Source organism: Kitasatospora sp. NPDC101155 (assembly GCF_044768305.1).
GTDB lineage: Bacteria > Actinomycetota > Actinomycetes > Streptomycetales > Streptomycetaceae > Kitasatospora.
Genome location: NZ_JBIWPN010000003.1, coordinates 166,618 through 185,671 on the forward strand (window position 1 = coordinate 166,618; position 19,054 = coordinate 185,671).

The 19,054-nt window shown below is 74.6% G+C and carries 17 protein-coding genes and 1 riboswitch; of the genes, 8 read left to right on the forward strand and 9 right to left on the reverse strand.

Translation table 11 applies throughout. The annotated features are described in order from the left end of the window. Window positions 1–3 precede the first annotated feature (3 nt). From pknB to thiO, 4 genes are all read right to left on the reverse strand, one after another. On the reverse strand, window positions 4–1,782 hold the full coding sequence (gene pknB / locus ACIRYZ_RS05475) for a Stk1 family PASTA domain-containing Ser/Thr kinase (RefSeq protein WP_402939876.1): 1,779 nt from the start codon (window positions 1,780–1,782) through the stop codon (window positions 4–6). 100 nt (window positions 1,783–1,882) lie between these two features. Then, the gene (locus ACIRYZ_RS05480) at window positions 1,883–2,680 is read right to left on the reverse strand and encodes a thiazole synthase (RefSeq protein WP_402939879.1); all 798 of its coding nucleotides are present in this window, start codon (window positions 2,678–2,680) and stop codon (window positions 1,883–1,885) included. A gap of 3 nt (window positions 2,681–2,683) precedes the next feature. Then, window positions 2,684–2,893: a sulfur carrier protein ThiS gene (thiS, locus tag ACIRYZ_RS05485; protein WP_393026397.1), complete on the reverse strand. Its 210-nt coding sequence runs from the start codon at window positions 2,891–2,893 to the stop codon at window positions 2,684–2,686. After that, a complete protein-coding gene (thiO, locus tag ACIRYZ_RS05490; RefSeq protein ID WP_402939883.1) occupies window positions 2,890–4,065 on the reverse strand; it encodes a glycine oxidase ThiO in 1,176 nt (391 codons plus the stop codon). The genes thiS and thiO overlap by 4 nt, the downstream gene beginning before the upstream one ends. 3 nt (window positions 4,066–4,068) lie before the next feature. Then, window positions 4,069–4,181, reverse strand: a riboswitch (TPP riboswitch). A gap of 128 nt (window positions 4,182–4,309) precedes the next feature. Here thiO and ACIRYZ_RS05495 point away from each other — a divergent pair. From ACIRYZ_RS05495 to thiE, 3 genes are read left to right on the forward strand one after another with little or no spacing between them, the layout of a single operon-like run. After that, a complete protein-coding gene (locus ACIRYZ_RS05495; RefSeq protein WP_402939885.1) occupies window positions 4,310–5,512 on the forward strand; it encodes an NAD(P)/FAD-dependent oxidoreductase in 1,203 nt (400 codons plus the stop codon). Window positions 5,513–5,545: 33 nt separating this feature from the next. Next, window positions 5,546–5,911 carry an Rv2175c family DNA-binding protein gene (locus ACIRYZ_RS05500; RefSeq protein ID WP_402939888.1) on the forward strand — a complete coding sequence of 122 codons (366 nt, stop codon included), beginning with the start codon at window positions 5,546–5,548 and terminating at the stop codon, window positions 5,909–5,911. After that, window positions 5,911–6,564, forward strand: a complete 654-nt coding sequence (gene thiE / locus ACIRYZ_RS05505; RefSeq protein ID WP_402939891.1) for a thiamine phosphate synthase — start codon at window positions 5,911–5,913, stop codon at window positions 6,562–6,564. Before ACIRYZ_RS05500 ends, thiE begins: the two co-directional genes overlap by 1 nt. A 25-nt stretch (window positions 6,565–6,589) precedes the next feature. Here the strand turns inward: thiE and ACIRYZ_RS05510 are convergent, their stop codons facing one another. Then, window positions 6,590–7,696 (reverse strand): polyprenyl synthetase family protein, encoded by a 1,107-nt coding sequence (locus tag ACIRYZ_RS05510; RefSeq protein WP_402939894.1) that lies wholly within the window; start codon window positions 7,694–7,696, stop codon window positions 6,590–6,592. A gap of 173 nt (window positions 7,697–7,869) precedes the next feature. Here ACIRYZ_RS05510 and metF point away from each other — a divergent pair, with 173 nt between their 5' ends. Beyond that, window positions 7,870–8,784 carry a methylenetetrahydrofolate reductase [NAD(P)H] gene (gene metF / locus ACIRYZ_RS05515; protein WP_402939897.1) on the forward strand — a complete coding sequence of 305 codons (915 nt, stop codon included), beginning with the start codon at window positions 7,870–7,872 and terminating at the stop codon, window positions 8,782–8,784. Between the two features lie 195 nt (window positions 8,785–8,979). Next, window positions 8,980–9,858: a hypothetical protein gene (locus ACIRYZ_RS05520; protein ID WP_402939900.1), complete on the forward strand. Its 879-nt coding sequence runs from the start codon at window positions 8,980–8,982 to the stop codon at window positions 9,856–9,858. A gap of 8 nt (window positions 9,859–9,866) precedes the next feature. Here ACIRYZ_RS05520 and ACIRYZ_RS05525 read toward each other — a convergent pair whose 3' ends face one another. Both ACIRYZ_RS05525 and ACIRYZ_RS05530 read right to left on the reverse strand, forming a co-directional pair. Beyond that, a complete protein-coding gene (locus ACIRYZ_RS05525; protein WP_402939903.1) occupies window positions 9,867–11,366 on the reverse strand; it encodes a phytoene desaturase family protein in 1,500 nt (499 codons plus the stop codon). An 11-nt stretch (window positions 11,367–11,377) separates the two neighbouring features. Next, window positions 11,378–12,007, reverse strand: a complete 630-nt coding sequence (locus tag ACIRYZ_RS05530; protein WP_402939906.1) for a DUF4126 domain-containing protein — start codon at window positions 12,005–12,007, stop codon at window positions 11,378–11,380. 565 nt (window positions 12,008–12,572) lie between these two features. Between ACIRYZ_RS05530 and ACIRYZ_RS05535 the strand changes: the two genes are divergently transcribed. From ACIRYZ_RS05535 to ACIRYZ_RS05545, 3 genes are all read left to right on the forward strand, one after another. Continuing rightward, window positions 12,573–13,184 carry an SAV_6107 family HEPN domain-containing protein gene (locus ACIRYZ_RS05535; protein WP_402939909.1) on the forward strand — a complete coding sequence of 204 codons (612 nt, stop codon included), beginning with the start codon at window positions 12,573–12,575 and terminating at the stop codon, window positions 13,182–13,184. Window positions 13,185–13,472: 288 nt separating this feature from the next. Continuing rightward, complete coding sequence (locus ACIRYZ_RS05540; RefSeq protein ID WP_387623391.1) at window positions 13,473–14,225, forward strand: methyltransferase domain-containing protein; 753 nt, start codon at window positions 13,473–13,475, stop codon at window positions 14,223–14,225. 452 nt (window positions 14,226–14,677) lie between these two features. Next, window positions 14,678–15,067 (forward strand): DUF3040 domain-containing protein, encoded by a 390-nt coding sequence (locus ACIRYZ_RS05545; protein WP_393026449.1) that lies wholly within the window; start codon window positions 14,678–14,680, stop codon window positions 15,065–15,067. A 228-nt stretch (window positions 15,068–15,295) separates the two neighbouring features. Here the strand turns inward: ACIRYZ_RS05545 and ACIRYZ_RS05550 are convergent, their stop codons facing one another. Continuing rightward, the gene (locus tag ACIRYZ_RS05550; protein WP_402939914.1) at window positions 15,296–17,734 is read right to left on the reverse strand and encodes a transglutaminaseTgpA domain-containing protein; all 2,439 of its coding nucleotides are present in this window, start codon (window positions 17,732–17,734) and stop codon (window positions 15,296–15,298) included. Further along, the gene (locus ACIRYZ_RS05555; RefSeq protein ID WP_402939917.1) at window positions 17,731–19,053 is read right to left on the reverse strand and encodes a DUF58 domain-containing protein; all 1,323 of its coding nucleotides are present in this window, start codon (window positions 19,051–19,053) and stop codon (window positions 17,731–17,733) included. The genes ACIRYZ_RS05550 and ACIRYZ_RS05555 overlap by 4 nt, the downstream gene beginning before the upstream one ends. Window position 19,054: the final 1 nt, after the last annotated feature.

The following is a 19,054-nucleotide window of genomic DNA, read 5'->3' on the forward strand; positions in this document are numbered from 1 at the left end:
CCGTCAGAAGAACGAGAAGGTGACCGTCACCGCGGTCTTCTGCGGGCGCCGCTCGCCGGCCGCCGGGGACTGGCCGCTCACCTTGCCGATGCCGAGGGTCCAGTCGGTGGCGGCCTTCATCGTGAAGCCCGCCGCCTGCAGCGCCTTCTGCGCGTCGTCCCGGCTCATCCCGGTGACGTTCGGGATCGCCACCATGCCCTTGCTGACCACCAGCGAGACCGCGGCGTTCTCCTGCAGCTGCTGTCCGGCGGCGGGCGAGCTGCTGATCACCGAGCCCTCCGGCACCCCGTCGTCGTAGGTCTCGGTCACGGTGCCTCTGGTCAGCTGGGCGGCGGCCAGCACGGCGGCCGCGTCGTCCGCGCTCTTGCCGGTGACGTCCGGCACCGCGATCCGCTTGGGGCCCTTGGAGACGGTGATCGTCACCGAGTCGCTCTTGCGGGTGCGCGCGCCCACCCCGGGGTCGGTGGAGATCACCTGCCCGGTCGGGACGGACTCGCTGTACGCCTCGACGAACCTGCCGTGCATGCCCTCCGCGTCCAGGATCCGCTGCGCCTCGCCCCGGTCCTTGCCGAGCACGCCCGGCACCGAGCCGTACAGCCCCTCGGAGATCCCGTACGTGGCGCCGCCGACCGCCAGCACCAGGGCGGTCAGTGCGGCCGCCCAGATCATCGGCTTGCGCGGGAGGCGGCGCAGCCGGCCCGGTCGGCGGGTCCGCACCGGGGTCGGTTCGTCGTACGGGCGCGGCTCGACCAGCAGCTGGTCCATCAGCTCCGCCGGGACGTCCAGCACGCTGGTGCGCTCCGGCGGCGGGGCGTCGGTGGTCCGGGGCAGTGGCTGGATCACCGAGGTCGGCTCGCTGGTCGGGTAGCGCGGGCTGGGCCGGGCGGAGGCCGGCGGTTCGGCGTCCAGCTCGGCCGGGGTGAGGGTGCGGCGGACCCGCTGGACGGCGGCGAGCAGTTCGACCGCGTCGTACGGGCGGGCGTCGGCGGCCCGGGCGCAGGCGCCGGCCACGACGGCGTCCAGCGCCGGGGCGACGGCGGGGGCGACCAGCGAGGGGGCGGGGACGTCCTCGTGCAGGTGCTTGTACATGACCTGGACGGGGTTGTCGCCGGTGTGCGGGCGGCGGCCGGTGAGCATCTCGTACAGCAGGATGCCGGCCGCGTAGACGTCGACCCGCTGGTCGGTGGGGGCGTCCGGGAGGATCTGCTCGGGGGCCAGATAGGAGACGGTGCCCATCACGGTGCCGCCGGTGGCGGTGCTGGTCGAGGTGGGCGCGCCGTCGGCGCTGCCGAGCACCCGGACCAGGCCGAAGTCGGCGACCTTGACCAGGCCGCTCTCGGTGATCAGCACGTTCTCCGGCTTGACGTCCCGGTGGACCAGCCCGGCCCGGTGGGCGGCGCCGAGGGCGGCGAGCACCGGCTCCAGGACGTCCAGCGCGGCCCGCACCGACAGGGCGCCGCGGTCACGCAGCAGGTCGCGCAGGGTACGGCCGGGAACGTACTCCATGGCGAGGAAAACGTTTCCGCCGTCCGCGCCCTGGTCGAAGACGTTGACCACATTGGGGTGGGTGAGCTTGGCGACCGCCTTGGCCTCGCGGATGAAGCGGGCGGTGAAGCCCTCGTCCCCGGCCAGCTGGGGGTGCATCACCTTGAGGGCGACCACCCGGTCCAGCCGGGTGTCGGTGCCCCGGTACACGGTGGACATCCCGCCGGTCGCGATGCGCTGCTCGACCCGGTACCTGTTGTCGAGCAGGGTACCGATCAGGGGGTCGTGCAAAGCCATGTCCACCCGGGGGAGTCTAGTGGTGAAGCCGCGCGCCGGGCCCGGAGGACACCTCCTCCGGGCCCGGTTGTGCCCGGCTTGTGACACGGGACACCCGGTCTCAGAAGGCGGGCCGCTCCCGGGTGTCCAGGGCGGCGCGGCCGGCCATCGCGGAGGAGGCCTCGGCGTGGAAACGGCGCGGGATGCGGCCGGCCCGGTGGGCGAGCCGGCCGGCCTCGGCGGCGTGCCGCATCGCCTCGGCCATCAGCACCGGGTCCTGAGCGCGCGTCACCGCGGAGGCGAGCATCACCGCCGCGCAGCCCAGCTCCATCGCCAGCGCGACGTCGGAGGCGGTGCCGGCGCCCGCGTCCAGGATCACCGGGACGCCCGCGCTCTCCACGATCAGCTGGAAGTTGTGCGGGTTGCGGATGCCCAGGCCGGAGCCGATCGGCGAGCCCAGCGGCATGATCGCCGCGCAGCCGACGTCCTCCAGCTTGCGCGCCAGCACCGGGTCGTCGTTGGTGTACGGGAGCACGGTGAAGCCGTCGTCGACCAGGGTCTCGGCGGCGTCCAGCAGCTCGATCGGGTCGGGCAGCAGGGTGCGCTCGTCGGCGATCACCTCCAGCTTCACCCAGTCGGTGCTGAGCGCCTCGCGGGCCAGCCGGGCGGTCAGCACGGCCTCGCCGGCGGTGAAGCAACCGGCCGTGTTGGGCAGCACCCGGATGCCGTTGCGGGTCAGCACGTCCAGGACGGAGCCCTGGGTGGTGGCGTCGACCCGGCGCATGGCCACCGTGGTCAGCTCGGTGCCGGAGGCGAGCAACGCGCGCTCCAGGACCTCCAGGCTGGGCGCGCCGCCGGTGCCCATGATGAGCCGGGAGGAGAAGGTCGTCCCGGCGATGGTGAGAAGGTCGTCGGCCATGGCTCAGCCTCCCTGGACAGCGGTGAGGATCTCGACCCGGTCGCCGGTGTTCAGCGGCGTGTCGGACCACGAACTACGGGGCACCACAGCCTCGTTGACGGCTGCGGCGACGCCCGTGTTGGCCTTGCTGACGGTGGCCACCAGCTCGGCGAGGGTCGTGGCGGCGGGCGTCCGGCGGGGCTCGCCGTTGACGGTCAGGGCGATCTCGGTCATGCGGAGGCCTTCGTGGTGGAGTGGTCGGGGGAGAACCGGGCGGGCGTGAACGGCGCCGCGAGGTCCGGGACTTCGCCGGTCGCCAGGTACTCGGCGACCAGGTCGGCGGTCACCGGGGTGAGCAGCACGCCGTTGCGGTAGTGGCCGGTGGCGGCGACCAGTCCGGGCAGCGAAGTCGGGCCCAGCAGCGGGGCGTTGTCCGGCGAGCCGGGGCGCAGCCCGGCGGAGGTCTCCACCAGCGGGAGTTCGGTGATGCCGGGGACCAACTCGTGGGCGTCACGGAGGAGTTCGTACACCCCGCCGGCGGTGACGGTGGTGTCGTAGCCCTGCTCCTCGGTGGTCGCGCCGATCACCAGCTCGCCGTTCTCGCGCGGCACCAGGTACAGGTGCTGCCCGCGCACGACCGCGCGGACGTTGCGGGAGAGGAACGGCCGGTGGGCGTCCGGGATGCGGAGCCGCAGCACCTGTCCCTTCACCGGGCGGATCGCGGGCAGCACGCCCTCGGGCAGGCCGGGCAGCCGGTGGCTGTGCGGGCCGGCGGCGAGCACGATCTGATCGGCGGTCACCGTCTCCCCGGTGCTGAGCCGGGCGCCGACCGCGCGGCCGTCCTCGACGAGCAGCTCGACGGCCTCGGCGCGCCGACCGACGACGCCCGCGCGCTCACCGGCCAGCAGCAGTGCGGTGAGCAGCCGCCGGGGATCCACCTGGTGGTCGTTCGCGACGTGCAGGCCGCCGCGCACACCGGGGGCCAGCATCGGCTCCAGCCTGCGGGCCTCCCGGCCGGTCAGCCAGCTCGACTCCAGACCGAGCCGCTGGTGGAAGGCGTGCAGTTCGCGCAGTTCCTCGCGGTCGTCGGAGTCCAGTGCGACGGCGATCGTGCCGCACCGGCGGTAGCCGGTGTCCTCGCCGCCGCTCGCCTCGGTGAGTTCGGCGGCGAAGGCCGCGTACCGCTCGTTCGAGGCCATGCCGAGGCGCAGCAGCGGCTCCTCGCCGTACTGCAGCTCGGTGACCGGGGCGAGCATCCCGGCCGCGACCGCGGCCGCCCCGCCGCCGGGGGAGGGGTCGACCACGACCACGTTCCCCAGCCCGCGCTGCGCGGCGCGCCACGCGACGGCGAGGCCGACGATGCCCCCGCCGATCACCAGCACGTCGGCGCGGTCGCCTGATGGCAAGCGTGACAAAGCTGCTCTTCTCCCTTCGCCGGTATGACCCGGATCAGGTTCGGACGGTCGCGGGCCGTGCCAGCCCGCCTCTCAGCCCGGTACGCCGGGCTCCCGTGTGGTGCACCCACCTTAACGCCGGGGGTCGGCCCGGCCGAAGGGCCGTGTGAGGGGTGGGACGGGTGAGCAGGATGGTTGCCGCCGGGCCCGCCCGAAGGGCGGACGGCCGCCGGGTGCCGCCGCGGCGCTGAGTACAGTGACGGGCGTGGCAGAGCTGAGCGGAACGGATCAGGTGGTCGTCGTCGGGGCCGGGCTGGCCGGGGCGCAGTGCGCCCTGAAGCTGCGGCAGGGCGGCTGGCGGGGGCGGATCACCCTGGTCGGCGAGGAGCCGCACGCGCCGTACGACCGGCCGCCGCTCTCCAAGGACGTGCTGCTCGGCAAGGCCGACGCCACCACCCTGGACATCGACTACGGGCAGCTCGGCATCGAGCTGCTCACCGGTCGTCGCGCCACCGGCCTCACCCCGGGCGTGCTGCACACCGACGGCGGCGACCTCCCGTACGACTCGCTGGTGATCGCCACCGGCGCCACTCCGCGCGCCCTGCCCGGCGCCGAGCGCGCCCACCTGCTGCACACCCTGGACGACGCCCTGGCGCTGCGCGCGCTGCTGCGCCCCGGGCTGCGGCTGGTCCTGGTCGGCGCGGGCTGGATCGGCGCCGAGGTGTCCACCGCCGCGCGGCAGGCCGGCTGCGAGGTGACCGTGGTGGAGGCCGGCCCGGCGCCGGTGCCGGGCGCGCTGCCGACCGGGGTCGGCTCGGCGATGGCCGCCTGGTACGCCGAGGCCGGGGTCGAGCTGCGCTGCGGGGTCGGCGTCGCCGCCGTCGAGCCGGGCGCGGTGCTGCTGGCGGACGGCTCGCACCTGCCCGCCGACGAGGTGGTGGTCGGCGTCGGCGCCCGGCCCGCGACCGGCTGGCTGGCCGGCTCGGGCGTCGAGCTGGACGCGGCCGGGGCGGTCCTGGTGGACGAGCGGCTGCGCACCAGCCTGCCCGGGGTCTTCGCGGCCGGGGACTGCGTCAGCTACCCGTCGGCCCGCTCCGGTGCCCGACTGGCCGTGCAGCACTGGGACCACGCGCTGCAGTCCGGCGAGGCCGCGGCCGCCGCCGTGCTGGGGGCGGACGCGCCGTACGACCCGGTGCCGTACTTCTGGTCCGAGCAGTTCGGCCGGATGGTCCAGTACGCCGGCCGGCACGCCGAGGGCGACGAGCTGCTGTGGCGCGGCAGCCCGCAGGACGCGGCCTGGTCGGTGCTCTGGCTGCGTGACGGGGTGCCGAGCGCGCTGCTGGCGGTGGACCGGCCGCGCGACCTGACCCAGGGGCGGAAGCTGATCGAGCGCGGGGCGGTGCTGGACCCGGCCCTCGCCGCGGACCCCTCGGTGCCGCTCAAGGGGGCCACCGCTTAGCGCCGGACGGCGCGGAGGTGGCAGTCTGGTGGCGTGAGCGAGATCGAAAGCAAGATTGAAGCCCTGGTCCCCGAGTGGATGTACCTCCCCGACATCTCGGAGCAGTGGGGTGTGCTGGTCACCGAGGTCCGCGACATGGTCAAGAAGCGTGAGCTGATCGCGCTCCGCCGCGGCCCCAACAAGTCGCTGCAGGTTCCTGCGGCGTTCATCGACGGCCCGGGGCTGGTCAAGCACCTGTCCGGCACCCTGAACCTGCTGCGCGACTGCGGGTACAACGACGTGGAGATCCTGGAGTGGCTCTTCACCGAGGACCCGTCGCTGCCCGGCAGCCCGATCCAGGCGCTGCGGGAGAACCGCGGCACCGAGGTCAAGCGTCGCGCCCAGGCGATGCTGATCTGATGGCGGCGGACACGCTGCGTGCCCGCCTGGCCGACGCCCGGCTCTACCTGTGCACCGACGCCCGCCGCGAGCAGGGCGACCTCGCCGAGTTCCTGGACGCGGCGCTGGCCGGCGGCGTGGACATCGTCCAGCTCCGCGACAAGGGCCTGGAGGCCAAGCAGGAGCTGGCGGCCCTGGAGGTCTTCGCCGACGCCTGCCGCCGCCACGGCAAGCTGCTGGCCGTCAACGACCGCGCCGACGTCGCCCACGCGGCCCGGCCGGACGTGCTGCACCTCGGCCAGGACGACCTGCCGGTGCCGGCCGCCCGGGCGATCCTCGGTGAGGACGTGCTGATCGGACGGTCCTGCCACGCCGAGTCCGAGGTGGACGCGGCGGTCGCCGAGCCGGGCGTGGACTACTTCTGCACCGGCCCGGTCTGGCCGACCCCGACCAAGCCGGGCCGCCCGGCGCCGGGCCTCGGCCTGGTGTCGTACGCGGCGAAGCAGTCGACCGACCAGCCGTGGTTCGCGATCGGCGGGATCGACCTCGGCAACCTGGACGAGGTGCTGGCCGCCGGGGCCCGCCGGATCGTCGTGGTCCGGGCCATCACCGCGGCGCAGGACCCGCAGGCGGCCGCCGCCGAGCTGTCCCGCCGGGTGCGCGCGGCGCTCTGACCGCCTCCGGGGCCGTCGCCGTCCGTCAGTACTTGCGGACGGTGGCGGCCTCGGCCAGCGCCAGCAGCACCGTACGGGCCCGCTCGTCGGCGAGCGGCGCCGCCTCCAGCGCGGCCAGCGACTGCCGCATCAGCTCCTCGATCCGGCGCTCCACCAGCTCGGGCGCGCCGCTGCGGGCGACCAGCTCGCGCAGCTCGACGACCTCCTCGGCGGCCAGGTCCGGTGCGCCGAGCCGGGCGTCCAGGTGCCGGGCGTCGGCGGGCGGCAGGGCGCGCATCGCGTGCGCGACCAGCAGGGTGCGCTTGCCCTCGCGCAGGTCGTCCCCGGCCGGCTTGCCGGTGACGGCCGGGTCCCCGAAGACCCCGAGCAGGTCGTCCCGCAGCTGGAAGGCCTCGCCCAGCGGCAGCCCGAACGCCCCGAACGCCTCGACCAGCTCCGGTCCGGCCCCGGCGAGCAGGGCGCCGACCTGCAGCGGTCGCTCGATCGTGTACTTCGCCGACTTGTAGTGCAGGACGGTCTGCGCGCGGTCCAGCGCGCCCTCGTCGGTCGAGTCGCCGGCAACCGGCTCCAGCACGTCCAGGTACTGGCCGACCATGACCTCGGTGCGCATCAGGTCGAACACCGGCTTGGCGGCCAGCACGGCGGCCGGGTCCAGTCCGGAGCGCAGGAACAGCTCGTCGCACCAGATCAGCAGCAGGTCGCCGAGCAGCACCGCGGCCGAGGTGCCGTACTGCTCGCGGTCGCCGCGCCAGCCGCTGTCCCGGTGCAGGGCCTCGAAGCGGCGGTGGACGGAGGGCAGGCCGCGGCGGGTGTCGCTGCGGTCCATCAGGTCGTCGTGCACCAGGGCGCTGGCCTGCAGCAGCTCCAGCGCGGCCGCCGCGTTGGCGATCCCCTCACCGGCGGCCGGGCCGCCGGCGCCGCGCCAGCCCCAGTAGCAGAAGGCCGGGCGCAGCCGCTTGCCGCCGTCCAGCAGGAAGTCGCGCAGCGCGTCGGAGGCGGGTACCAGCTGCGGCGAGATCTTGCCGAGCAGCGCGGACTGACCGTCCATGAACGCGGCGAGGGCGGCGTTGACGCGCGTGCGGACGTCCTCCACGTCAATGGGGTTGGCCGGCCGGTTGCTGGACGAGGTCACGATGATGCTCCGCTGGTTCGCTGGGGTGCAGCAAGCGTAGCGGGGGAGCCGGGAACGGGCGTGCGAGCGGGATCCCGGGGGCGCCCGGGAGGCAAGCGCAGGGGGTCCACCTATTGTCCCGCATCGTGGGATCGAGTTGCCCGGCCCCTTCGACCGCCGGATAACCTGCCAGCATGGCACTCGGCATCGCTTCCACGAGACCGGATCGCGCGCAGACGGTCCGCGAGCTCCTGGCGGCCGGAAAGCGCTCCTTCTCCTTCGAGTTCATGCCGCCCCGCAGCGAGGTCGGCGAGCAGAAGCTCTGGGACGCCATCCGCCGGCTCGAACCGCTGGACCCCAACTTCGTCTGCATGACGTACGGCGCCGGCGGCTCCTCCCGCGAGCGCACCGTCAACATGGTCGGCCGGATCGCCACCGAGACCACGCTCACGCCGGTCGCCCACCTGACCGCGGTGGACCACTCGGTCGCCGAGCTGCGCAACATCATCGGCCAGTACGCCGACCAGGGGGTGCGGAACATCCTCGCGGTCCGCGGCGACCCGCCCGGCGACCCGATGGGCGACTGGATCCGGCACCCGGACGGTGTCACCTACGCGTACGAGCTGGTGGAGCTGATCAAGGGCATCGGCGACTTCTGCGTCGGAGTCGCGGCCTCGCCGAACCGGCACCCGCGCTCGGACGACTGGGACGAGGACATCCGGCACTTCGTCGCGAAGATCCGCTCCGGCGCGGACTACGCGATCACCCAGATGTTCTTCGAGGTGGACGACTACCTGCGCTTCCGCGACCGGGTGACCGCCGCGGGCTGCGAGACGCCGATCATCCCGGAGATCATGCCGGTGACCAACGCCAAGCAGCTGGAGCGCTTCCCGCAGCTCAGCGGCTCGGCCTTCCCGGCGGAGCTGGAGGCCCGGCTGCGGGCGGCCGTCGACGACCCGGCGGCGCTGCGGGCGATCGGCATGGAACACGCCACCGCGATGGCCGAGCGCCTGCTCGCCGAGGGCGCTCCCGGCCTGCACTTCATCACGCTCAACCACTCGACGGCGACGCTGGAGATCTACCAGAACCTGGGGTTGCACTGCCGGTAGGGCGTGGCACGTCGGTCAGGCGCGTTCTTGGGCGGGTGTTCACGGGCCCGTCACCGTCTCGACGGTGGCGGGCCCGGTCGTGTGCGGCCGGTGCCGTCGGCGGCGGGAACGCGATGCGGTACCCCGGCCGTTGAACCGGTACAGTCGCCGCACACGCGCGGCGCGCGCGGGCACGCGACTGGAGGTAGCGCGCGGATGGGCATCGGATTCCTGCTGCTGTACGTCGCGTTGGTGGTGGTGGCGCTCTGGCTGATCGCCGAGGTCCTGCTGCAGAACCGGGCGCCGCTGCACTGGAGGGTGCTCGCCCTGGTCGGGTTCCTCGGCGTCGTCGCCGGGATGTCCCTCGGCTCGGTCGTGGTGATCGGTGCCGGCGCCGGACTGTTCGCGGTGGGCCAGGCCTTCGTCACCCTGTCGGTCAAGCGCGGCTACCGGAACGGCTGGTCCCTGCGGAAGGCCGACGGCAGCCTGCCCGGCCCGCTCGCCAAGGTGCCGCTGCTCGGCGCCCTCACCGGCGGCGCGGCGGCGGTCGCGGCCGTCGCGGCGACCGAGGACCTGGTCGGCGAGGTCAGCGCGGTCGAGGAGACCCCGGCCCCAGCCTCGGCCCCGGTTGAGGTGTCGGTCACCGAGGACGTCCCGGAGGTCGAGCAGACCGCCGCCTTCGAGATGCAGGAGCTGAGCCAGGACGGCGTCTACGCCCCCGGGTACTACGAGCAGCAGCAGGCCCAGCAGCAGCCCCAGGACCCGTACGCCGCGGCCTACCAGTCCGGCTACGACCAGCAGCAGTGGCAGACCCAGCAGCAGCCCGCCTACGCCTACGACCAGCAGCCCTACGGCGGCTACGCCCAGCAGCAGGACCCGTACGGCAACTACCAGCAGCAGCCGCAGGACCCGTACGCGGGCAACTACCAGCAGCAGCACCAGCAGTCGGCCTGGGACCCGAACGCCCAGCAGCACCAGCACGACCAGCAGCAGTGGCAGCCCCAGCCCGACCACCAGACCCAGGGCATCCCGCAGCAGCCGGCGTACGACCAGAACTACGGCTACCAGCAGCAGAACACCTGGCAGCAGGGCTGAGCCCGGGCTCAGGCCGGGCCGATCAGGCCGGCGGTGATGCAGGCCGACATGCCGACGCGGGCGAGCCCGCCGCCGGGGTGGGCGCCGCCGCCGATCAGGTAGAGGCCGGGGACGGGGGACTCGTTGGCGGCCTTCAGGCCGGAGTACGGCGGGAGCGAACCGGCGAGCACGGGTTGGGCGACCGCGCCGAACAGCGCGCCGGTCTCCCGGCGGGTGTCCTCCGGGGTGCGTACGACCCGCCACAGCATCCGTTCGCGCAGGCCCAGACCGGCCGCGTCGACGTGGGCGAGCAGTCGGTCGGCGTAGCGGTCGGCGAAGCCGGGCGCGGTCCAGTCGACGTCATCCTGGGCCGGGACGGTCGCGGTCAGCACCACGCTCTCGTGCGCGTCGTCGGGGCGTAGCGCCGGGTCGTCCGGGCGGAGCACCTGCACGGTGGGGCGCTCGCAGGGCGGCTCGGAGAGGCTGAGGGCGTTCCCCTCGGCGGCCGGGTCGGCCGCGTGCACCACCGTCCGGTGCACGGTGCCCTCGGGGCGGGGGCCGCGCAGGGCCAGCAGCACGCTGAACCGGCCAGGCACCTCGACCGGCTCCCAGTGCTCGGGCCGCAGCCCCGGCCAGTCGGCCAGGCCCTGCCGGAACAGGGCGGCCGTGTCCATCGCGGAGACCACCAGGTCGGCGTCGATCCGGCCGTCCGCCGTCTCGACGCCGCGCGCCCGGCCCTCCTCGACGACCACCCGGGTGACGGGCGTGTCGAAGCGGAACTCGACCTTGCGCGACTCACAGCGCCGGTACACCGCGTCCGCGAGGGCACGCAGGCCGCCCTTGACGTACCAGACGCCGAAGGACTGCTCCATGTACGCCAGCACGGCGGCCCCGGCCGGGGCTTGCCCGGGCGGCAGGCCGTGGCGCAGCGCGGGCTCGCCCAGCAGGGCGGTCAGGCCGGGGTGGCCGCCGAGCTGCCGCCGGGCCACGGTGTCGAGGGTCCACGCGACGGGCTTGCGCAGCCGGGCCAGGCCGGTGCGCGGCGGGACGGGGTACGGGTCGGTGCGCAGCGGCGCCGGGTCGGCCGGGAGGGGCTCTTCCAGCAGCGGGCGGCGGGTGGCCTCCCAGACCGCGCGGCCGCGGTTCATCACCTCGCTCCAGCGGGCGCCGGAGCCCTCGCCGAAGGCGGCGTCCAGGGCCTGGCTGACGCCACCGCGCGAGGCGTTGGGCAGGGTGACGGCGGTGCCGTCGGGGAACAGGTGCCGGCTCTCCGGGTCCACCGGCGCCAGTTCGACCAGCTGCTCCAGCGGCTCCTTGCCGGTCTTCAGCGCGAGGTCGCGGTAGACGGCGGGGAGCGTGAGCAGGCCGGGCCCGGTGTCGAAGGCGAAGCCGTCGCGCTCGTAGCGGCCGACCATGCCGCCGTACGTGCCGCCCGCCTCGCAGACCGTCACCCGGTGGCCGAGGGTCGCCAGCCGGGAGGCCGCCGCGAGCCCGCTCATTCCTGCACCGATGATGACGATCTTTGCCATGGCACCCGATCCTAGGCCTGTCGGGAGAGCTCACCCGCCCCGGCGGCCGCTCCGGCCGCCCGGGCGGCCCTGCGTGCGCGGCGGCGGGCCCGGAAGGCACGGATCCTGCTGATCGCCAGCCAGACCAGCAGCAGGCCGACGGCCAGGAGCACGGCGGCGATCGAGGCCGCCAGCCAGGGGTGGAAGATCGCCAGGATGACCAGGCCGGCCACCGAGAGGTCCTCCAGCAGGCTGACCACGATGTTGCTGGCCGGCTCGGGCGAGGTGTTGACGGCCATCCGCAGCGAGGCCTTCACCAGGTGGCTGACCAGCGCCGTGGTCCCGCCCATCGCGCCGGCCGCGACCTCGCTGAGCGAGCCCGGGTCGGTGCTCGCGATCAGCACGCCCACCACGGCGCCCGCGATCGGCCGGATCACCGTGTGCACGGCGTCCCAGACGGTGTCCACGTACGGGATCTTGTCCGCCACCGCTTCGAGCAGGAACAGCACCGCCGCCGCGATCAGCACATCGGTGCGCTCCAGCGCGTGCGGCACCGACTGGGCGTCGGCGAAGCGGCCCAGCAGACCGAGCAGCAGCACCACCGCGTACGCGTTGATGCCGCTGGCCAGACCGCTGGTGAAGATCAGCGGCAGGATCGTCATCGCGTCCCCCTCCTCGCAGTCCCGGGATTCGAGAAACCCCGGCCGGGCAGCTCCGGCCCCGCGTACCGTACCGGGACCCGGGACGTCGCGGCCCACCGCCGCGGTTCCGGACCGGGCGGAGGACGGCGGACTGAGTACGGATACTCAGATCCAGGGTTGAGTACGTCAGCGGATGGCCTCCGACCTGCCGGGACGGGAGAGTAGTGGCACCCGGGAGGGGCGGCGCGTCGGGCGCCGGACCGCCCGGGTGGCGGATCCGTCCGTCCCCCCGGCCGGGAGGGCCCGGGGCGGCGGCGGAGTCCGCACAGGTGCCGGTCACGGACCCCGCACCGCCGACACGGGGCGGCGGAGCGGGCCGGGGGGAGACCGGCCACCGAGGGGGGAATCGCGCCCCGCCTCCCGGTGGGGGGACGGCGGAGCGACGGCACACGGCGGCGGCGCGGCACGGGGGAGGGCCCGCGCCCGCCGCCGGTACGCCGACCGGGTGAGGATTGTCAGTGGTGCCGTTCACGATGGGGGAGCACGGACCACCCGGTCCGCGCGCTGCCTCGGAACGGGGGAGACCATGACCATCAGCCGTCCTGAGCCCGTCACCGCCCGCCTCCACTCCACCGCCCTGCCGCACTCCCCGGGCTTCCCAGGATCCCCGGGGTCCTCCGGGGGACGCCCCGCCGGGCGGGACGTCCATCCCGTGCTGCACCGGACGGCCGCGCCGCCCGCCGCCCTCGACCTGCTCGCCGACGCCCATCGCACCCTCGCCCGCGCCCGCGCGCTGGAGGACTCGCTGGAGCGCTACGCCACCGCCCACCTGGCCGCGCTGCGCACGGTGGCGGCCGTGCTGGCCGTGCGCGGGCGGCCGGAGAAGAGCCCGCGAAGGCGCAAGGCCATCCGCAGCGCCTGGGAGGTGCTGCCCGAGGTGGCCCCCGAACTCGCCGAGTGGGCGCTCTACTACGGCGCCGGCGCCCGCCGCCGGGCCGCCGCCGAGGCCGGGATCCGGGGCGCCGCCTCGGCCCGCGACGCCGACGACCTGATCCGCAACTCCGCCCTGTTCCTGCGTCTGGTCGAGCGCCTGCTCGGCCTCCATCCGACCCCGCCCGCCCCCCGGCTCCCACTGGACGACGACGAGCCCCCGGCCGTGAACGGCGCGGCCACCCGCCAGGCTCACCGACTTGATTAGCCAAACGTAGCGATCCAGTGGCAGAGTGTAAGCGCACGCCCGGCGCCCAGGCGACGTCGGGCACCCTCCCCGGCCATGGCGAGTTACTCGGTGGTCGGCCAGCGTCCGGAGGGACGCGCCACGCGGACCAAAACCACAGGTTTCGGCACCAGGGCGCGAAGACGATCGGCCATGTGGCCGCCATGTGCGGCCACCGGAACCCGAGGAAAGCTCGGGATCCCTTAGCCGATCAGAGACGCTTAAGGTGGAGGCATCCTGATCGAACTGCACGTGCCAAGGAGCCCGACCTTGTACCCGACGCGTCCCCGCAGTGCCCTGCGTACCGCCGTGGTGTGGGAGGTGGTGCGGGCAGCCCTGGAGAAGCGGGCGGCCGAGCTGGACCAGCCGGTGCTCGACGTGGTCGACACCGGCGGCGGCACCGGCAACTTCGCCGTGCCGGTGGCCAAGCTCGGTCACCGGGTCACCGTGGTCGACCCGAGCCCGGACGCGCTGTTCGCGCTGGAGCGCCGGGCCGCCGAGGCCGGCGTGACGGACCTGGTGCGCGCCGTCCAGGGCGACACCCAGACGCTGCCCGAGCTGGTCGCCCCCGGCACCGTGGACGCGGTGCTCTGCCACGGCGTGCTGGAGGTCGTGGACGACCCGGCCGAGTCGCTCGGCAGTCTGGCCGCCACCCTGCGCAAGGGCGGCCTGGTCAGCCTGCTGGCCGCCAACCGCAACGGCGCCGTCCTGGCCCGCGCGCTGGCCGGCCACTTCAACGAGGCCCGGACGGTGCTCTCCGCCGTCGACGGCCGCTGGGGCGAGCAGGACCCGATGCCGCGCCGCTTCACCGGCGAGGAGCTCGGCCGACTGGCCGAGGGCGCGGGCCTGCGGGTCGAGTCGGTGCACGGCGTCCGGGTCTTCGCCGATCTGGTGCCCGGCGTGCTGGTGGACACCGAGCCGGGCGCGATGGAGGCGCTGCTGAAGCTGGAGGAGGCCGCCGCCGCGCAGCCCGCCTTCCACGCCGTCGCCACCCAGCTGCACCTGCTGGCCACCCTGGCCTGAGCCCTTGCCGAGCCTCCGCCGGGCCCTCGGTCCGAGCCCGGGGGCCCGCCCGCCGCCGTACGGTTCGCAGACCGTGCGGCGGCGGTTCGCTTCCCGGACGGGTGCCGGTCTCCTGCGCCTCGCCCCGGTGCGCTCGCGAATCGTCCCCGGCTCCGGGCCGATTCCACCGCATCGGGCACTTGTCCGAGCCGTCCCGCGTTGAGACGGGTGCGGCCCCGCCCGGTCGAAGTGGCCCGTCCCACGCGGCGCAGACCACCCCGTAACGGGCTCACGGACCGTATGATCTGGGTAAAGCCGGAAAGCATGACAGCCGGATGCGTGGGGCATATGGACGACACGGGCCGGGTCCCCCCGCACAGGCGTCCGACCGTGTGCCCAAGGCTGATTGGACTTGCCTCCCCGACCGGGGTGGCGGACCGGTCGCACCCGCGACCGACGAGTAGGAGGACTCCGTGCCGCTCTCGGAGCACGAGCAGCGACTGCTCGACCAGATGGAGCGAGCGCTGTATGCCGAAGATCCCAAATTCGCGACAGCGCTTGAGGGAACCGGGCTGCGCACCTACACCCGTCGGCGGGTCTATCTGGCCATCGCCGGCTTCGTGGTGGGGATCGGCCTGCTGATGGGCGGCATGGTCGTTCCGGACCAGATCTGGGTCAGCGTCGTGGGCTTCCTGGTGATGCTCGGGTGCGCGGTGTTCGCCGTGACCGGCTGGCGCCGCGGGCCCGCGGGCCAGGGCTCCGGCCCCCGTCAGGCCGCCGCCCCGCGCCGCAAGGCCGGGATGATGGACCGCGTGGAACAGCGCTGGCAGCGCCGCCGGGACGAGCAGACCGGCGGCTTCTGAGCCGCTCGACGACAGCGTAGGACGCCAGAAGCCGGGGCGGGCAGTCGATCGACTGCCCGCCCCGGCTCCTTGGCGGTTCAGGCCGGGGCAGTCCTGGTGGGTGGTCCGCGCCCCGGGCAGTCGCGGCCGGGGGTCTTCGGCGCGGCGGGACGCCCGGTTTGCCCGCCCGTGCCGGGGGGGGGCTGTCTGTCGCGGCCCCGCCCCGGCTCCTTGCCGGTTCAGGACGGCTCAGTCCTGAGGGGTGGACCGCTCGCGCCGGGTGAACACCCGCCGCACCGGCCCGGTGACCGCCTCGACGGCCCGGCCGACCCGGGTGCCGACGGCCGTACGGGCCGCCCGCACCGCGTCGGAGGTCCGCCACCACAGCTGCGCCGAGGACGGCGGCAGCAGCAGTGCCCGGGCCCGGTCCATCCGCCCGGCACCGCTCCACAGACCATGCCGGACGGTGCGGACGTCGGCGGCCAGCGCGGCCGTGGTGATCTGCCCGGCCGGGGCGTAGAGCACCCGCTCGGTGGCCAGCGCCAGGCGCCCGGCGGCCGCCGCCGCATCCGCGTCCAGCTCCGCCTTCTCGGTGATCCTCCGGGCGGCCGAGCGCGGGGTGCGTGACTCGTCCGGGGGAATTCCGAGGTCCCAGGCGGAGTCGATCAGCTCGTCCCAGGCGGCCAGCACCTGGGCGTCGGTCAGTTCGAGCGGGCCGTCCCCGCCGGGGCGGCGCCGTCCGCCGCCGCCGAGCCGGCGGCGGCGCAGGGCCGTGCGCCAGAGCATCGGGGCGAGCAGCAGTGCGATCACCACCAGTACCGCGGCCAGGGCGCCGAGCACCTGCGAGGAGAGCGGCCAGGACTGCTCGTCGGCCTTGTCGACGGCCTTGTTCCTGGCGCCGCAGTCGCCCAGCTGGCGCTGCTTGGCGGTGCAGTCCGAGCTGCTGGTCGGCGCCGGGACGGCGGCCGCGCTCGACGCGGCGGCGGTCGGCTGCTGGGTGGGCGCCGTGGTCGGGGCGCTGGACGCCTCCTGGTAGTGGGCCGGGACACCGCGGCTCGGGGTCGGCTCGAAGCGCATCCAGCCGTAGCCGGAGAAGTACAACTCGGGCCAGGCGTGGTACATCCGGCCGGTGACCGAGTAGACGTCGCCGCCCTTGCTGTCGCCGGGGGTGAAGCCGACCGCGACCCGGGACGGGATCTTCAGCACCCGGGCCATCGCCGCCATGGTGGAGGCGAAGTGCACGCAGAAGCCCCGGTGGTCGCGCAGGAAGACCGCGATCGCGTCGCTGCCGGTGCCGCCCGCGACGTTGGTGTCGTACTTGAACTGCGGGCCGGTGAACCAGTTCACCAGTGCCGTCGCCCGGTCGTAGTCGTTCTGCGCCTTGGCGGTGACGGCCTTGGCCTGCTCGGCGACCACCGGTGGCAGGTCGGCGGGCAGGGCGGTGTAGTGCTCCCGGATGTTCTGCGGGGCGAGCGGCGCGGCGCGCAGCTCGCCGGCGGTGGGCCGCAGGTCCAGCGAGGTGACCTGGTAGTGCAGGCCGCGGATGGCCTTGTCGTTGGTCGGCACCACGGTGCGGGTCAGCGGGTCGAGCTTCCAGTCGCCGCGGTTGGGGAGCTGGACGGAGGCGGCCGGGTACGGCATCGGCAGCCAGCTCTTCTCCAACCGGTCGCTGACCTGGAAGTCGCCCTCGATCCGGGGGACGTCGGTGCTGCGCAGGCCCTCGGGGGAGGGCAGGGTGGCCGGGAGGTCGCTGACGACGGAGCTGCTGAGCTTCCAGTTGGTGCCGTCGAACTGGTCCAGGGAGCCGGCGCGCAGGTAGATCTGGTCGGCCAGGTCGCTGTCCAGGGTGTAGCTGAGCAGCTCGGTGTCGGTCGGTTTGGTGACCGCGGCCTCCAGGCTGACCAGCGGGTCGAGGCTGGTCGTCACGCCGCCCGAGGTGCCCTTGCCGGAGGACCCGCCGGGGCCGGAGTCCAGCAGCCCCAAGTCCCAGCGCGGCAGGAAGACCGGCAGCAGCATCGCCAGGGCCAGCGCCAGGACGCCGACCTGTTGGCCGCCCGGGCTGACCTGGCTGGAGCCGACCGTGCCGCGCGCGCCGCCGCGGAAGACCCGGCCCCAGCGGGAGACCCGGTCCTGGCCCTCGGCGAACAGCAGCATCAGGTAGCCGGTCGCGGCCAGGCCGAACCAGACCCAGCTGCCGTGGTCCCCGGCCAGGCCGTTGCCGATCGAGTACAGCGCCAGCAGCGGCAGCCCGGCCAGCGCGGAGCGCCGGTAGGTCACCGCGACGGTGTCCACCAGGACGGCGATCAGGCCGACCGAGGAGACCAGGATCAGCCGCAGCCCGGCGGTCGGAGGCGCCGGGATGGCGTACTGGGTGATGTCGTCGATGCCGGAGGAGAAGACCCGGCTCAGCACCCGCATCGCGTTCGGGCCGGGCAGCACGCCGCCGGTCATCCCGGAGCCGGCGAAGCCGATCAGCATCAGCAGGAGCAGCACCAGCAGCTGCGCCACCGGCACCGTCCAGCGGAACAGCGGGGAGCGGCGCAGGCCCGCTCCGACCGCCGCGATCACGGCGACCACCAGGACGGCGTGGGTGAGCCAGCTCCGGGTGGTGAGCAGCGGGAGCATGCACAGCGCGGCGAGGGTGGTGGCCAGCGCCGAGTACACGGTCAGTTTGGCCCGGGTGGTCACGCGCCGGCCTCTTCTCGGTAGGGGGCGGTGGTCTTGGCGCCCTCGGCGGCCCGCCACAGGTCCGGTACGGAGTCCCCGGCGCGCACCGGCAGGACCGTCCAGCCGGCCTCGCGCAGCTGCCGGACCCGCTTGCGGAACTCCTCGCCGCCGGTGTTCGGGGCGAGCATCCGCAGCCCGGCCCAGGTGTCGGTGTCGAGCAGGAAGGCGATCGCCCCGCCGGTACGGCTGCGCAGCCGCGCCAGCCGGGCGGCCTGCGCCTCGTCCAGCGCGCCGATGACGGCGACCAGCAGGCCCTCGCCGCCGGCCCGCAGCGGCTCCTCGGCGCGGGAGAGCCCGCCGCCGTCGGAGAGGTCGGCGACCGCGAGGGCGTCCAGGATCAGCCCGGAGGTGTCGGCGGCGACGTTGTTGCCCCCGGTGCCGGGGCCGGGCACCCACTGGCCGGTGTCGGTCAGCAGTTGGGTCTGGTAGCCGCGCTCCAGCAGGTGCACGGCCACGGAGGCGGCGCAGCTGACCGCCCACTCGAAGGAGGAGGCCGGGCCGCTGCCGCGGTGGCCGACCTCGCGGGTGTCCAGCAGGACGGTGGCCCGGGCCTTCTGCGGCTGTTCCTCGCGGCGCACCATCAGCTCGCCGTACCGGGCGGTGGAGCGCCAGTGCACCCGGCGCAGGTCGTCGCCGGGCCGGTACTCGCGCAGGATCACGTCGTCGTCGCCGGCCAGCGCGAGGGTGTGGGCGTGGCTCTCGCCCTGGCCGATCCACTCGCCGCTGAGCCGCACCTGCGGCAGCGCCTGGACCTGCGGGACGACGGTGAGCACGTCGGAGGCGGTGAAGGAGCGGCTGACCTCGCACATCCCGAACGGGTCGGACAGCCGCAGAAGCAGCGGCCCGAGCGGGTAGCGGCCGCGCAGGTCGGAGCGGACGCGGTAGGAGACCTCGCGGAAGCCGCGCGGCTCGACCCGGTCCAGCACGAACCGCGGGCGCGGCCCGAGCACGTACGGGACCTTGTCCTCCAGGAGCAGCAGGCCGGTGGGCACCCGGGAGACGTTGTCGACCCGCAGGTGGACCCGGGCCTCCTGGCCGGCGATCGCCCGGTGCGGGTTGAGCCGGCGGCCGCTGGCCACCCGGTAGCGGGTGTTGGCGACCACCAGGGCGGCGACCAGCGGCAGCGCGGCGAGCAGCACGCCGACCCGCAGCAGGGCGTCCTGGTTGAGCAGGTAGGCGCAGACCACCGCGGTCAGTCCGGCCGCGAGGAAGGAGCGGCCGCGGGTGGTGAGGCCGCGCAGTCCGGCCCGCAGCCCACCCGTCTGATCGGATGAGGACACC